Here is a 14,185-nt window from a genome sequence, read left to right as displayed (position 1 = left end):
TACCCCATTCGGTTTGAGCGCCGTCCGCGTTTCATTCGTACGTAGTTGATGATGTTGGTCAGGAACGTGTCATGAAGCATTCTTTCGATCGTCTGCGTCTCGATTCGGTGTGCCGTAGCTTCACCAGCGCAGAGGGGACGCAGCTCGCCGCGCTGCGTAGTCTCGACCTCGAGATTCGCCGCGGCGAATTCATCGCGCTGCTCGGGCCTTCGGGCTGCGGGAAATCCACCGCGCTCAATTGCATCGCCGGTCTGCAGCCGCTCACGAGCGGCAGCATCTGGCTGGACGAGCTGCGCATCGACGTACTGCCGCCCGAGAAGCGCGGCTTCGGCATGGTGTTCCAGAATTACGCGTTGTTCCCGCACATGACAGTGCTGGAAAACGTCGGCTTCGGCCTGAAAATGCAGGGCGTGCCGCGCGACGAGGCGAAGCGCCGCGCGCGCGAGGCGCTGCAGCTCGTGCAGCTCGTCGGCCATGAAAACAAGCTGCCGGGCCAGCTTTCGGGCGGCCAGCAGCAGCGCGTGGCGATTGCCCGCGCCATCGTCATCGAGCCGCCGCTCGTGCTGATGGACGAGCCGCTCTCGAACCTCGACACCAAGCTGCGCATCGAAATGCGCGCGGAAATCCGCCGCATTCACGGGCAGCTCGAACGCGCCACGATTTACGTGACCCACGATCAGGACGAAGCGCTTTCGATGGCGGACCGCATCGTCGTGATGAGAGAGGGCGTCGTGCAGCAGGTCGCGACGCCGAAGGAAGTGTATAGCCGCCCCTCGAATCTGCACGTTGCGCGCTTCATGGGCTTTCGTAACGTGCTGCCGTTCGCGATTACGGGCGAGCAGGGCGGGCATGTTGCGATGTCGTCGTCGGGCATCACGCTCACTGGCGTGCCGATGGGCGATATTGCTGCCAACAACGGCGGCAACGAAATTTCCGTGGCCATGCGCCCCGAAGATTTCGAGCGCGCCAACGCGGGCGATGCGAACGCCTTCGACGTCGAAGTGGAAATGGTCGAATACGGCGGCCGTGACTCGCTGCTGCTCGCTAACGCGCCGTTCGGCAAGCTGTGGGCGCGCGTGGAAGGCGAATTCGCAGCGGGCGAGCGCGCCACGCTGCGAGTCGCGCCTTCGCACGTGCTGGCCTACGCGGAGCGTGCGTCATGAGCACGCTCATTCCGTCGCTGGTCAAGGCGCCGCGCGATTCGCGCGGCTGGCTCATCACGCCCGCGCTCGGCTTCATCATCGCGATGTTCCTCTACCCGTTCGCCTACGGCCTCGTGCTGTCGTTCAGGCCGATGAACGGCGGCGGCGTGTTCGCGAATTACCTGCAGTTCGTTCACGACCTTTCGCTGTGGCCCACGGTGTTCGTCACGCTCAAGCTGGCGGTGCCCGCGACGATCATTAACGTCGGGCTCTCGCTGCCGGTGGCCTTCGCGCTGCGCCGCAAGTCGCCGTACCAGAAGCTCGTGACCACGCTGCTCGTCATCCCCGTCACGCTCGGCACGGTGCTGATCGCCGACGGCATGCTGAGCTACTTCGGCCCGAACGGCTGGTTCCCGCAGGCGCTGCACGCACTGCATCTGTATACGAACGAAGAGATCCGGCTCACGCACAACTATTGGGGCGTGCTGATCTCGCTGATCGTTTCGGGTTTCCCGTTCGCGTTTCTGCTCACGCTCTCGTACGTGACCGGCATCGACCCGACGCTCGCGCGTGCCGCGGCCACGCTTGGCGCAGGCCCGTGGCAGCAGTTCCGGCAAATCTATCTGCCGCTGCTCGCGCCGGGTCTCACGATGGCCGCATGCCTGTCGTTCGTGCAGGCGTATTCGGTGTTTCCTTCGGCGGTGCTGCTCGGCGCGCCCGCGGGTCCCACGCGCGTGATCTCCATTGCGGCAGCGGAGGCGGCGTTCGAGAGCTATGACTACTCGCTCGCCTCGACCATCGCCATCGTGATGGGCTTCGTGCAGTTGATCGTCGTGGCCGCGATGCTGAGCGCCAAGCGCTTCTTCTACTCGGGCCCGGTGAGCGGAGGGAAAGGCTGATGACCGCACATCAACGCAACGCGGCCGGCCTCGGCGCGGAAGCGACGACGAGCGAGCAACGTTCCGCACCCGCCGCCAACGTCGAGCAGGCCAGGCCCGCTTCGCGCCTGCCCGATGTGCTCTGGAAAGTGTTCGTCTGGGGCGGCGTGGTGTTCTTCCTGCTCAACGTGGTGCTGCTGATCGCTACCGTGGGCGTGAACTCCATCGCCACGCGCTGGTTCGGCACGCCGCTGCCGCAAGGCTTCACGCTGCACTGGTATGCGCAGGCGTGGCGCGACTTCCAGTTGTCGAGCGTGCTGTGGGTGACGTTCGAAGTGGTCGGCTCGGTCGTGCTGCTCTCCATCGCGCTGGGCGTGCCTGCCGCCTATGCGCTGGCGCGCGCGCAGTTCCCAGGCAAGCGCATTGCCATGCTCGTATTCCTGCTGCCGCTCATGGTGCCGCCCGTCACGTACGGTATTCCGATGGCCACTGCCATGTACCAGATCGGCCTCGCGGGCACGCTGCCTGGCGTGATCCTCGCGAACCTGGTGCCCGCACTGCCGTTCGTGATTCTCGTGATGACGCCGTTCATCGAGCAGATCGATCCGAACCTCGAGTCTGCCGCGCGCATTTTCGGCGCGAACACGCTGCGCTATTTCCGCTATGTATTGCTGCCGCTCCTCGTGCCGGGGATGCTGGCGGCGGGGCTGCTCGTGCTGGTGCGCACGATCGGCATGTTCGAACTCACTTTCTTTACCGCCGGACCCGACACGCAAACGCTGGTGGTTGCGCTGTACTACGCCGTCTTCTCGACGGGCGTGCGTGCGCCGCAATCCATCGACGCGATGGCCATGATCTACATGGCCATCACGCTTGCGTGGGTGCTGGTCGCCCTGCAATTCGTCAGCCCGACACAGCTCGTGTCGCGCGTGAAGGAACAACGCTAGCGCGAAGCCGGCGGCTTTACTGGAAACACCTGGAGCAACGCAAGATGAGCAAGAAGCGAAAGACCCCCGAAGAACTGCGCAGCCACCGCTGGTATGGCGTGAACGACCTGCGGTCGTTCGGCCATCGCTCGCGCTCCGCGCAGATGGGGTACAGCCGCGAGGAGTACGCGGGCAAACCGGTGATCGCCATCCTCAATACGTGGAGCGAGATCAACCCCTGCCATACGCACTTCAAGCAGCGCGTGGAAGAGGTCAAGCGCGGCATCTGGCAGGCGGGTGGTTTCCCGATCGAGTTGCCGGTGCAGACGCTTTCCGAGCCGTTCCAGAAGCCCACCACGATGCTCTATCGCAACTTCCTCGCCATGGAAGCGGAAGAGACGATCCGTTCGTACCCGGCCGACGGTGTCGTGCTGATGGGCGGCTGCGACAAGACCACGCCGGCGCTGCTGATGGGCGCGATCTCGATGGACCTGCCGACCATCTTCCTGCCGGCGGGCCCGATGCTCAACGGCAACTGGAACGGCGTGACGCTCGGTTCGGGCTCGGACACCTGGAAGTACTGGGCCGACCTGCGCGCGGGCAAGATTACCGACGAGGACTGGAAGGGCGTGGAGGGCGGCATCGCACGCTCGCCGGGCCACTGCATGACGATGGGCACGGCATCGACGATGACGAGTGCCGCGGAAGCGCTGGGCTTCACGCTGCCGGGCTTCGCCTCGATTCCCGCGCCGGACTCGCGCCATGCGCAGATGTCGGCGAAGACGGGCATGCGCATCGTCGAGATGGTGTGGGAAGACCTGAAGCCGTCGGACATCATCACGCGCAAGTCGGTCGACAACGCCGTGACCACGTGTCTCGCGCTGTCGGGCTCGACCAACGCGATCGTCCACATGATCGCGCTGGCGCGCCGCGCTGGTGTCGATCTCACGCTCGCACAGTACGATGAAATCGCGCGCCGCACGCCGGTGCTCGCGAATATCCGCCCGACCGGCAAGTACCTCATGGAGGACTTCTACTACGCCGGCGGCCTGCGCGCGATGCTCAAGGAACTCGGCGAGCTGATCGACGGCACGCAGATGACCGTGAACGGCAAGACGCTCGGCGAGAACATCGCCGACGCCGAGATCTACAGCGAAGAGGTGATCTATCGCCGCGCGAAGCCGCTCATGCCGGATACGGGCCTCGCCGTGCTGCGCGGCAATCTCGCGCCGGACGGCGCCGTGATCAAGCCGGGCGCGGCGGAAAAGCACCTGCACGTGCACACGGGCAAGGCCGTGGTGTTCAAGGACTACAACGACATGGCTGCGCGCATCGACAGCGAAGACCTCGACTGCGACGAGAACAGCGTGATCGTGCTCCAGCACGCGGGACCGGTCGGCGCGCCCGGCATGCCCGAGTGGGGCCAGCTACCGATTCCGCAGAAGATTCTGCAGAAGGGCGTGCGCGACATGTTGCGTATTTCCGACGCTCGCATGAGCGGCACGAGCTATGGCGCGTGCGTGTTGCACGTGGCGCCGGAATCGTTCATCGGCGGTCCGCTCGCGCTCGTGCAGGACGGCGACCTGATCGAGCTGAACGTGCCGGAGCGGCGCCTGAACGTGCTGATTCCGGACGAGGAAATGGCGCGCCGCAAGGCCGCGTGGGTCGCACCGGAAGCGCGCTTCAAGCGCGGCTACGGCGCGATGTACCAGATGCACGTCATGCAGGCCAACAACGGCTGCGAGTTCGACTTCATGCAGCGTGACGGCGTGGGCGGCTCGTGCGCCAGCGCGGGCGGCGAGCCCGAGATTCACTAAGGAGACACGTCGCCAGGGAGCGCTTCAGGGGCGCTGCGCTCCCTGCCGGGCAGGAGGCAATGTAGCAACCAGGGTTTTAACGAGTAGCAAACCACAACGACTAAAGATAGGACGACTGATGAAAAAAACTATCCTCGCTTCCGCGCTTGGACTCGCCGCGCTGGGCGCTCACGCGCAAAGCAGCGTCACGCTGTACGGTATCGTCGATAACGGTATTGGTTATCAAAGCAGTTCCACCTCGCTGGGCAAGACCTCTGGCGGACGTTCGGTCGTCAAGATGGCGCAGGGCATCTGGGCCGGGTCGCGCTTCGGCTTGAAGGGCGGCGAAGATCTGGGCGGCGGCACGCGCGCGATCTTCACCCTCGAAGAAGGCTTCAATTCGGCAACGGGCGCACAGCAGACCACGAACCTGATGTTCAGCCGCCAGGCGTTCGTGGGTGTCACGAACGCGAACTACGGCACGCTGACGGCCGGCCGCCAGTACGCCCCGTACTACACGCTGCTCTCGCCGTACAGCCCGACCACGTGGCTGACCGGCGCATACGGCGCGCACCCGGGCGATATCGATTCGATGGACACCATCTATCGCATCAACAATTCGATGGTCTATACGTCGCCGAACATCGCGGGCCTGACCGTGAGCGGCATGTATGCACTGGGCGGCGTGGCGGGCAGCACCGGCGCAGGCCAGACGTGGAGCGTCGCCGCGCAATATCTGCACGGTCCGGCAGGCATCGCCGTAGGCTTCGAGCGCCTCCACAATTCGACGCCTGGCGGCGGCGCGTGGGGCGATAACTCGACGGCGAACAGCGCTGGCGAGCCGGGCGTGTCGGCTCTCACGAACGGCTTCCGGACGACACAGTCGCAGCAGCGCCTGGCGGTGACGGCTGGCTACCAGTTCAGCTCGCAGTGGGACATTTCGGTGGCTTACTCGAACGTCCAGTACATTCCGGGCACGAATTCGTCCTTCCACGACACGCAAATCTGGAACACGGGCGGCGTCGTGCTGCACTACAAGCCGATCACCACGCTCGATCTCGCGGCTGGTTTCGCCTACACGCGCGCGACCAAGGCCAACGGCATCCAGAGCTCGGCTTCGTACGCACAGTACAACCTGTCGCAGTACTACACGCTGTCGAAGCGCACGGGTCTGTACTTCGTCGAGGCGTACCAGCGCGCAGGCGGTCAGACGCTTGGCACGAACGGCGCGGGCAACATCATCAACGCGACTGCCGACATCGGCGATGGCCAGAACAGCGCGCCGTCTTCGTCGCGCAGCCAGGTGGCGGGCGCGATCGGTATCATTCACCGCTTCTAAGCACATATCGAAGTCTTCACGCTCCGAAAGCAGTATGTTCGGCGGTGCCGGGTTGATAACCGGCGCCGCCGTTTTTTTTGCGGGCAGAGGTAGTAGAACATCTAATCTTTGAATATCCGGCCGAATCGATAAGATCCTGCGATGCTTCAAGGAGAATCGGCATGACATTCACGACTTCCGCGCTTCATCTCTCCAACGTCAGGTTGGCCGACGGCCAGCGCGTTGCCGTCGCGCTCGCCGATGGCCGCATCGAGGCAATCGGACCCCACGTCGCGGCACAGCCGGGCGTACCGGTCGTCGACGGCGGCGCCGGGCTGCTGCTGCCCGGTTTCGTCGAGGGCCACACGCACCTCGACAAGAGCAACTGGGGCCGCCCGTGGTATCGCAACGAGGTTGGGCCGCTGCTTACCGACCGCATCGCCAACGAGCGCGAATGGCGCAGGACCTCGGGTCACGATGCCGGCGCCCAGTCGCTCGCGCTGGCGCGCGCATTCGTGCAGGCCGGTACGACGCGCCTGCGGACCCATGTCGACATCGACACCGACGCGCGACTGCGTTACCTCGAAGGCGTGCTGGCCACGCGGCAGACGCTGCGCGATGTCCTCGACCTGCAGATCGTCGCGTTTCCGCAGTCGGGCATGCTGATCCGGCCGGGGACGGTCGAACTGCTCGACAGCGCGCTGGCGGCCGGCGCCGACGTGCTCGGTGCGCTCGACCCGGCGCTGATCGACGGCGATCCCGTGGCCTCGCTCGATGCCACGTTCGCACTGGCGGAGCGCCATCGCAAGCCGATCGATATTCATCTGCACGAACCCGGCGAGGTCGGGGCGTTCACGCTGAAACTGCTGCTCGATCGCGTGCAGGCGCTCGGCATGCAAGGTCAGGTTGTCGTGAGTCACGCGTTTTGTCTGGGCGCGTTGCCGGAGCGGGCGCGCGACGCGTTGATCGACCGGATTGCGCAACTGCGCGTGGCGCTGCTGACGAGCGCACCGCCTTCGTGCCCGGTTCCGCCGCTCAAGGTCTGCCGCGACAGGGGCGTGACGGTGTTTGGCGGCAACGACGGCATTCGCGACACGTGGTCGCCGTATGGCGTGCCCGACATGCTCGAGCGTGCCATGCTGATCGGCTTGCGCTACGACTTGCGGCGCGACGACGATATCGCAATCGCATTCGACTGCGTGAGCGATGCCGCCGCGCGAGGCTGCGGGTTCACCGACTATGGTCTGCAGGTTGGGGCGCGGGCGGAGCTTGTCGTCGTGGACGCGGAGAGCGTCGCGCAGGCCGTCGTCGCGCGTCCGAAGCGCAAGCTGGTTGTTGCGAACGGACGCGTAGTTGTGCGTGACGGGGAGTGGATCGTGTGAGCGATCGGCGGGACATGCAGCACGCCGGCGCGTTCGGTCCGCCAAAAAGCTTGACTGAGTGTCTGAGGGCGTGGAGCGGTCGATCAACATACGCAACCAAATGTCCGCTGTCGCATCGACTTCGGCTCTTCAACGCGATGTCGTTGAACGCCGCTTCATAGCCACGCTGCCGATATTGACGGGCATGCAGGCCGGTCGGGGCAATCCGCCTGGCCGCGACCGGACGCATCATGTACCTTTTTGCGCAAAAGTGATTTCGACGTTCGGTACTTCTGGCGTCAAGGCCCCACCCCTACAGTCAGGTCAGCCTTCGGACGCGGCGCTCTCCACCAGAATGGACCCGCACGAAGCTTCTTGGCACTCGAAAGGAGCAAACATGCTGACCAGAACATTTCCCGCACTTCTCGCCGAACCCGACGTGGCGACCGAGGACGCGCAGTACTTCGAATACACGTCGTCCGCCAATCCGATCGGCGCAAAACTCATCTCGCGCGTGCCGTTCCGCAACTTCCCGCCTTCGCTCTATGCCGACGGCGCAACCCGGGTCGTGCCGCTCGACCTGTCCGCCGAACTGGAGTGTCCCGGTCCCGCGACCGGCCCGGGTTTGAGCGCAAGCTTCCTGCGTATCGAGGCGGGCGAAGTGTTGACGCTCGATCCGAACGCGACCTCGCAGGTCTGCTACGTGATCAGCGGAACGGGCAGCGTGAAGCAGGGCACAACGCGCTTTCCGTTTGCGCAAGGCGACTTCTTTACGCTTCCGGGCGGCGTCGCCGCTGTGCTCTCCTCGGATGCGACCGCCACGCTGTACTACGTCAATGATGCGCCGCTGCTGACCTATCTTGGCACAACCCAGGTACAGGCGCGCTTTGCGCCCACACGCTATCCGGCCGCCGACGCGCAGGCAGCATTGCGCGAAGTCGCGGAACAAAGCAACGCGGGCCGCCGCAACCGCATCAGCGTGCTAATGGGCAACGTCAACTTTCCGCAGACGCGCACGGTCACGCACGTGCTGTGGGCAATGTTCGGCATCGTGCCGCCGCATTCGGTGCAGAAGCCGCATCGACACCAGTCGATTGCTCTCGACTTTATCGCCGGCGGCGGGCCCGGCGTCTATACGCTGGTCGGCACCGAACTCGACGCGGAGGGCAATATCGCGAATCCGACTCGCGTCGATTGGGAAGCGGGTATGGCGTTCGTTACGCCCCCAGGATACTGGCACGCGCATTTCAATGAAACGACCGACAACGCGTATGTGATTCCGATCCAGGACGCGGGCTTGCAGACGTATCTGCGCACGCTGGACATCCGCTTCGCGCGTTAAGGCGTACGTATCGGCGCGAGTCCGTCGTCCCAGTACGGCGGCTCGCCGAACGCTTCGGCGTAGAAGTCCACGAAGACGCGCACTTTCGACGAAACGACCTTCTTGGGCGGATAAGCCGCCCAGACCGCGGGGTCGGCTCGTCCGCTACGCGCCTCCCATTCCGGCAGCACCTGCTGCAAGCGTCTGGCGCGCAGGTCCGCGGCAGCGAGCCAGGTCGGCAGGAGCGCCACGCCGCAACCGGCCACGGCGAGCGCGAGCACGGCTTCCTGGTCGCTAGCACGCAGGCGTCCCTTCAGTTCGACCACCGTCAATTGCGGTGCCTCCTGCGCCGACTGCAAGTTCGCGGGGCTTCGTACGAAGGACCATTTGTCATCCGGCATAAGCGACAGGCGAAGTGCGTCGTGCGCGGACAGATCGTCAGGCGTGCGCGGTATACCACTACGCTCAAGATAGGCGGGGCTGCCGCAGACAATACGACGATGCGGCGCGAGGCGTCTCGCCATCAATGATGAATCGGGCATTACGCCGGTACGGATAGCCACGTCAATGCCTGCGTCGATCATGTTGAGCGTTTCGTCCGTCGAGACGATGTCGAGGTCGATGTCGGGATAGCGCGACATGAAGGCCGGCAGATGCGGAACTATGTGTAGCCGTCCGAATGCAGGCGGTATCGTCACGCGCAGCACGCCTTGCGGCGTGCGATTCAGCGATGAGGTGACTTCCCGTGCGTCGTCGAGGGCTCGCAACGCAAACGCGGCGTGTTCGCGAAAGAGGCGGCCGCCTTCTGTCAGGACTAGTCCGCGTGTCGATCGGTTGAATAGCGCGATGCCGAGGTCTTTTTCCAGCTCGCTTATGTAGCGCGAGACAGTCGAGGTTTTTACGGACAGTTCGTTGGCGGTCTTGCTAAAACTCTGTAGTTCCGCTGCGCGAACGAAAGCCCGTACTGCGGCGAAGTAGTCCATGGGGGCGAGTTTGATGGTCGGGCTTTTGGCTTCCCTGAGAGTGTACCGGGTCGGTGCAGTCGGCGTGGAGATGGGGTGATGGTAAGGTCGAACGTGGCCCGTTAGCAGCCGCTCAAATTTTATCTTTCAATGACGAATCATGGCCGACTACTGCGCGACACAGTGCGGACGGCGACCCGAACTGGCCACGTAGTTTAGCGACAGGGCACGCCGCGCTCAGAGGAAGTTCCTGATTAGCATCGTCACCCACCACCAGGCACCGCCGCAGCCGGCGGCCCGGCAGCGCGCATCGGGATCCGCCAGAAGGCGGCCATTGGCGTCGCTCACCGAACTTGAGTTGCTCAGGAAGTACGCCACGCTGTCTTGCAAGGGATCGAGCCCGTCCTCAGGGATCTCTATCCAAAGGCCGTTTTCGGTATTCAAGCGGGCCGACAGCGAATCGAAATTGAAACTGCCAAGATAATATCGATGGCCGTCGATGAGGACCAGCTTGGCGTGCATCATGCGGTTCTCTCGGTCGGAGTATTCGCGCACCTCGATCCCGGCATTCACCAAGCCGGGCAGATCGTCGGCATAGGCGCGTCCGACTGCGGGGAATTCCTGCGTGATGCTCGCCAGCGAGGCGCTCACCAGGATCACGTGGACACCTTCGCGCCGCTTGCGCTCAAGCGCCTCGCGCAGTTCCGGCACCAGGATCAGGTAGGGGTTGATGATCAGGATTTCGTGCTGCGCCGTATCGAATGCTTCTAGCATGTCCTGCAACGTGCCTGGCGAGCGCTTGTCGGGCCAGTCGTGGACATAGTGCAGGCGCTCGCAGGCGATCGGCATCCAGGCGGGATCAAAAGACGCCCCGGGAGCGGGCGGAGTGGCGGGATCATTGGGCGTATCGGAGGCAGTGGGTGTATCGGTAGCGGCCGGGTCTGTCGCCTGGGTAGCGGCATCGAGCGGAGCCTGCAGCCATTCGCGCCAGTAGTGGATGCGCGCCGGGTCCAGCGTCGGATAACCCTGCGAGTCTCGATAAGGACTTTCGACTTTGAGGAATTTTTCCGGCTCGGGGCGAACCACTTCCGGGCTATTCCAGAACAAGGCGAAATGCTGGTACATGGCGTGCAGGGAGGAGGCCTCCTGGCCGGCGTCGCCCGACACCATCAGATCGCGCTCGCTGAGCCAGTTGCGGAAGCTTTCATCCCAGATCGAGGTGCTGCCGATCACGGCCGTGTCGCCAACCAGGAACAGTTTGTCGTGCATGCGATGCGAAATCTCGACGAGATCGGATCGTGGATGGAAGATTCGGAGTTCAATGCCGGGCGCCACCTCGTGCAGGGCGACGACGAGCTCGTCCTCGAACGGGTAGTGCGGCTCGGGGCCGATGCCGTCGATCAGCAGCTTGACCGGCACGCCTCGGCGCGCAGCCTCGACCAGATGACGCAAAAGCAGGCCGCCGGTCTGATCGATTTCGAAGATGTAGGCGAGGATGCGGATCTGTTCGGTAGGCGTGGCACGGTCGACCAGCGCAATCCGCGACTGCATCAACTGACCGTCGTCAAGACTGGCGACCAGGTCGACACATTGCGCGTGACCTTGCTGAGAAGAGGCAAACACGCATGCCAGAACGAGCGCCAGGCTTCTTGTTGCGGTCATGATGTGGCGAACGGGTACGATTTGTCTCCGGTCCTATGTCTTTGAAGGTCTGGAAGCTTTGTCGCGTAAGCGCGGTCAAGTCGCTCGCTGTTACATCGGGAAGGTGAACAGAACGGCGAGCCCGATCCGGCGACTTCAACCATTTCGCATGCGTGCAACTAATGCGACCAAGCGAGCACTCATTTCCTTGGCCGGCAAGTGCGCGAGCCAGCCGTGACCAGGAAGCAGCCATTCGAAACGATACACGGCCAGCTTGCTGAGCGATTCGGTGAGCTCGGTCCATGAGTACCAGCACGCGTCCCTGAATGCCACGAGGTCCTGCTCGCGTGGGCTCCAGGCAAGCGAATCACCCGAGAAGAGAATGCGATCGTCGAGGAGATACACGACGCTACCCCGAGTGTGACCGGGCACGGGGACTGCCTGTACGCCGGCCGCAATGGTCGGCGCCGACATGTCGTCGAGAAGATCCGTTGCATAGGGGGCGGCCGAGCGGTCCTCCCGGTGAATCCAGACGCGCGCGCCGAATCGACGCGCGTATTTGTCGGCGTCTGCGACGTCGTCACGATGCGACAAAAGAATGTGTGCGATGCCACCGGCGTCGTCGAACCATTTGACGAGCTCTGCCACATAGCGCGGTGAGTCGATCAGCAGATTGCCGTCCGCACGCGAGGCAATATAAGAATGTGCGCCAAACGATGAGCGTGAGTTGAATCCGCAGCGCCACACGCCCGATGTGATCTGCTGTGGAAAGATCACCGCGTTCGGACGAAGCTGCTTCGTTTCGCTGCGTACCGATGCTGTCGGGCATACGAACACCGCACGCCAGGCAGCAAGCTGCTCTTCCGGCGTGCCGGGCTGCCGAACGAAGATGCTTTTGTCGTTTCGCTCGACGATCAGCCCGGGCGCGACATGACGCGATGCACCGCAATTGATGCACGCTGTGTCGATATACCACTCTCCAGGCGCGGAGTCGGTATTGCGTGGTGGCTTCATTCGATGCTCGGGTCCTGACAACGCATGGCAACCTCACAGTCCCATCATAGACCTTTCAACCACGAAGAGACGACCGGAGCAACGGGAGGAAGTCGGAGCCACCAGCTTCGTAGCGCTTCACCTCTTGACTAACCGTCATTGCACGGAATTTGGGCCGCCACATATCGGGTCTTTACCCATGCCCTTTGGAGTAGTTGCCGACTTCCTGTCGTATCCATTCGCGCAAGAATGACATGACCGTCGCCGACGGGGATACCGGGAAGTGCCATGCCCATCACTGATTCACGGCAAGACCGGGCCCCCACCATCGGGCTACTGTCCTATCGATATTCCGACTCACTGTCGGTTCGCTGAGGGATCACATCATGAACAAGCTCACTGCCACCATTCTCGCCAGCTGCTTCTCGTTCGCGACCGCGGGCGCTTTTGCTGATGATAGTGTACCAACCGACGCGACTGCCAACGACGCGCCGAGTCAGGAGATAACCGCAAAGAGCGCAACAGAATCAGACGCGATGAGCGCCGACAGCGCGGCCAAAGACGGGATGAAAGAAGATGCGATGAACCACGACGGCATGGCCGGAGATGAAACAAAGAGTGCCGAGGTGAAGGAGTAGTGTCGATGCGAAGTGATCCGCTGATGCCAAACCAGAAGACGCTCCCCGGAAGCGCTCCACGGATCACCCTCACCAAGCACCCGCGCAGTAGTCAGGCCCTTTAAAGCCTTGACGGTTTCGGAACGTCCGTTGCCTGCTGGAGAGCCGACGTATGAATGTCAGCGTGAGAACGGTGGCCAGCGTCGGCAATTGGCCGACTGCTAGCTGATGCGGGTGGCAGTAGTCGACCCGATGCGGTCCTTGAACACCGCACCGCTTAGAGGGCGGGTTTCGAGGACGAACGGTCGGTCGCCCGGCCGACTCCCAAGCAGATTGCTTTGCTGGGATAGACGCTCGTTAAGCCGAGTTGCCCCTACGCGGCCAAGGCAGCAGCCGCAACCACAACTGCACGCGTTTGACTCTACATATTCGACACCGCCGGTCTATAATGATGCACCTTCATTGAATTCATGCTGATTTAATAGAAAAATGATCAAAGACCACGCTCAAAATGCGTTTTTTGCATCTCATGCCGATCAGAAACGCATGGCCGAATTATTAGACGAGGGATTCGACATTACCTTTGGAGCCGCTCATGGGGAGAAATATTTTTGGCTTGCAGAGCCGAAATCCCATATGAACCAGCGATTCGGCCTCCAGCAAGAAATCTTAGTCATTTATTCTCCGCAACCAAAATCTGATGCGCGAATTCTTACTTCTATAGAGCAAATCTCAAGATCGCCTGATTTCAGACATCGAATCGATAAAGTTCTCTTTCTTGTTCTGCATAACGGTGACAAGGAATCGACCGACGCACTCCTTGAATCAGATGCGGACCGAGTAATTATAGGAATAACTGTCGATGAAATTTTAAATCCCGGCAAAGGCAGTTTTTTTATAAGATCAAAAATATCTTCCCGATTCGGGAAGATAGATTTGTTCGGGATGTCCTCTCCGATTGGATTGGATCGGATCAGTACTTCTTCGGCCGTGATCCGCTTGTGCAAGAGCTCATCCAGAATTGCACCGTTAAAAATCAAAGCGTCGGGCTTTTTGGTCTTCGAAAGACAGGAAAAACGTCGGTTCTTCAAGCGGTGATGCGTCGCCTAGCAGGTTGCGGAAATACGCCCCCGGCGGAAGCTGCCTTCCTCGATTTACGCGCCCACCGTCTCCAAATCTTTCGCATTGTGCAATTTCAACGCGAATCAACCTTGTTTTAAGCGCTGTGGG

General features: G+C 62.4%; 12 protein-coding genes. 9 read left to right on the top strand and 3 right to left on the bottom strand.

What is annotated here, in order from left to right:
- The first annotated feature begins 71 nt into the window (after positions 1–71).
- The 7 genes from AB4Y42_RS39335 (at position 72) to AB4Y42_RS39305 (ending at position 8,763) form a co-directional block, all read left to right on the top strand.
- On the top strand, positions 72–1,163 hold the full coding sequence (locus tag AB4Y42_RS39335) for an ABC transporter ATP-binding protein (protein WP_368697286.1): 1,092 nt from the start codon (positions 72–74) through the stop codon (positions 1,161–1,163).
- The gene (locus AB4Y42_RS39330; protein ID WP_368697285.1) at positions 1,160–2,041 is read left to right on the top strand and encodes an ABC transporter permease; all 882 of its coding nucleotides are present in this window, start codon (positions 1,160–1,162) and stop codon (positions 2,039–2,041) included. The genes AB4Y42_RS39335 and AB4Y42_RS39330 overlap by 4 nt, the downstream gene beginning before the upstream one ends.
- Positions 2,041–2,967 (top strand): ABC transporter permease, encoded by a 927-nt coding sequence (locus AB4Y42_RS39325; RefSeq protein WP_368697284.1) that lies wholly within the window; start codon positions 2,041–2,043, stop codon positions 2,965–2,967. The genes AB4Y42_RS39330 and AB4Y42_RS39325 overlap by 1 nt, the downstream gene beginning before the upstream one ends.
- A 44-nt stretch (positions 2,968–3,011) precedes the next feature.
- Positions 3,012–4,763: an L-arabinonate dehydratase gene (gene araD, locus AB4Y42_RS39320; RefSeq protein WP_368697283.1), complete on the top strand. Its 1,752-nt coding sequence runs from the start codon at positions 3,012–3,014 to the stop codon at positions 4,761–4,763.
- 118 nt (positions 4,764–4,881) lie between these two features.
- The gene (locus AB4Y42_RS39315; protein ID WP_368697282.1) at positions 4,882–6,081 is read left to right on the top strand and encodes a porin; all 1,200 of its coding nucleotides are present in this window, start codon (positions 4,882–4,884) and stop codon (positions 6,079–6,081) included.
- 161 nt (positions 6,082–6,242) lie between these two features.
- Positions 6,243–7,442 carry an amidohydrolase family protein gene (locus tag AB4Y42_RS39310; RefSeq protein WP_368697281.1) on the top strand — a complete coding sequence of 400 codons (1,200 nt, stop codon included), beginning with the start codon at positions 6,243–6,245 and terminating at the stop codon, positions 7,440–7,442.
- Positions 7,443–7,818: 376 nt separating this feature from the next.
- Complete coding sequence (locus AB4Y42_RS39305; protein ID WP_368697280.1) at positions 7,819–8,763, top strand: cupin; 945 nt, start codon at positions 7,819–7,821, stop codon at positions 8,761–8,763.
- Here AB4Y42_RS39305 and AB4Y42_RS39300 read toward each other — a convergent pair.
- The 3 genes from AB4Y42_RS39300 to AB4Y42_RS39290 form a co-directional block, all read right to left on the bottom strand.
- Positions 8,760–9,725 carry a LysR substrate-binding domain-containing protein gene (locus tag AB4Y42_RS39300; RefSeq protein WP_368697279.1) on the bottom strand — a complete coding sequence of 322 codons (966 nt, stop codon included), beginning with the start codon at positions 9,723–9,725 and terminating at the stop codon, positions 8,760–8,762. The two genes, AB4Y42_RS39305 and AB4Y42_RS39300, sit on opposite strands and share 4 nt — an antisense overlap.
- 216 nt (positions 9,726–9,941) lie before the next feature.
- Entirely contained in the window at positions 9,942–11,366 is a 1,425-nt protein-coding gene (locus AB4Y42_RS39295) for a phosphatidylserine/phosphatidylglycerophosphate/cardiolipin synthase family protein (RefSeq protein WP_368697278.1), read from the bottom strand.
- A gap of 135 nt (positions 11,367–11,501) precedes the next feature.
- Complete coding sequence (locus tag AB4Y42_RS39290; RefSeq protein WP_368697311.1) at positions 11,502–12,359, bottom strand: MBL fold metallo-hydrolase; 858 nt, start codon at positions 12,357–12,359, stop codon at positions 11,502–11,504.
- Between the two features lie 365 nt (positions 12,360–12,724).
- Between AB4Y42_RS39290 and AB4Y42_RS39285 the strand changes: the two genes are divergently transcribed.
- Together AB4Y42_RS39285 and AB4Y42_RS39280 are read left to right on the top strand one after the other, a co-directional pair.
- The gene (locus AB4Y42_RS39285) at positions 12,725–12,976 is read left to right on the top strand and encodes a pentapeptide MXKDX repeat protein (RefSeq protein ID WP_368691184.1); all 252 of its coding nucleotides are present in this window, start codon (positions 12,725–12,727) and stop codon (positions 12,974–12,976) included.
- 468 nt (positions 12,977–13,444) lie between these two features.
- Positions 13,445–14,053 carry a hypothetical protein gene (locus AB4Y42_RS39280; RefSeq protein ID WP_368697277.1) on the top strand — a complete coding sequence of 203 codons (609 nt, stop codon included), beginning with the start codon at positions 13,445–13,447 and terminating at the stop codon, positions 14,051–14,053.
- Positions 14,054–14,185 lie beyond the last annotated feature (132 nt).

The sequence above is a fragment of the Paraburkholderia sp. EG286B genome (assembly GCF_040965655.1).
Classification (GTDB): domain Bacteria; phylum Pseudomonadota; class Gammaproteobacteria; order Burkholderiales; family Burkholderiaceae; genus Paraburkholderia.
The sequence above is the reverse complement of the archived record's forward strand: the minus strand, read 5'-3'. Positions and strand labels throughout refer to the sequence as shown.

Bases quoted from the DNA above. Each gene is read 5' to 3' on its own strand.
- AB4Y42_RS39335 (WP_368697286.1), top strand. From the start codon at position 72: ATGAAGCATTCTTTCGATCGTCTGCGTCTCGATTCGGTGTGCCGTAGC.
- AB4Y42_RS39280 (WP_368697277.1), top strand. From the start codon at position 13,445: ATGATCAAAGACCACGCTCAAAATGCGTTTTTTGCATCTCATGCCGAT.
- AB4Y42_RS39330 (WP_368697285.1), top strand. From the start codon at position 1,160: ATGAGCACGCTCATTCCGTCGCTGGTCAAGGCGCCGCGCGATTCGCGC.
- AB4Y42_RS39310 (WP_368697281.1), top strand. From the start codon at position 6,243: ATGACATTCACGACTTCCGCGCTTCATCTCTCCAACGTCAGGTTGGCC.
- AB4Y42_RS39295 (WP_368697278.1), bottom strand. From the start codon at position 11,366: ATGACCGCAACAAGAAGCCTGGCGCTCGTTCTGGCATGCGTGTTTGCC.
- AB4Y42_RS39290 (WP_368697311.1), bottom strand. From the start codon at position 12,359: ATGAAGCCACCACGCAATACCGACTCCGCGCCTGGAGAGTGGTATATC.
- AB4Y42_RS39315 (WP_368697282.1), top strand. From the start codon at position 4,882: ATGAAAAAAACTATCCTCGCTTCCGCGCTTGGACTCGCCGCGCTGGGC.
- AB4Y42_RS39300 (WP_368697279.1), bottom strand. From the start codon at position 9,725: ATGGACTACTTCGCCGCAGTACGGGCTTTCGTTCGCGCAGCGGAACTA.
- AB4Y42_RS39285 (WP_368691184.1), top strand. From the start codon at position 12,725: ATGAACAAGCTCACTGCCACCATTCTCGCCAGCTGCTTCTCGTTCGCG.
- AB4Y42_RS39325 (WP_368697284.1), top strand. From the start codon at position 2,041: ATGACCGCACATCAACGCAACGCGGCCGGCCTCGGCGCGGAAGCGACG.
- AB4Y42_RS39305 (WP_368697280.1), top strand. From the start codon at position 7,819: ATGCTGACCAGAACATTTCCCGCACTTCTCGCCGAACCCGACGTGGCG.
- araD (WP_368697283.1), top strand. From the start codon at position 3,012: ATGAGCAAGAAGCGAAAGACCCCCGAAGAACTGCGCAGCCACCGCTGG.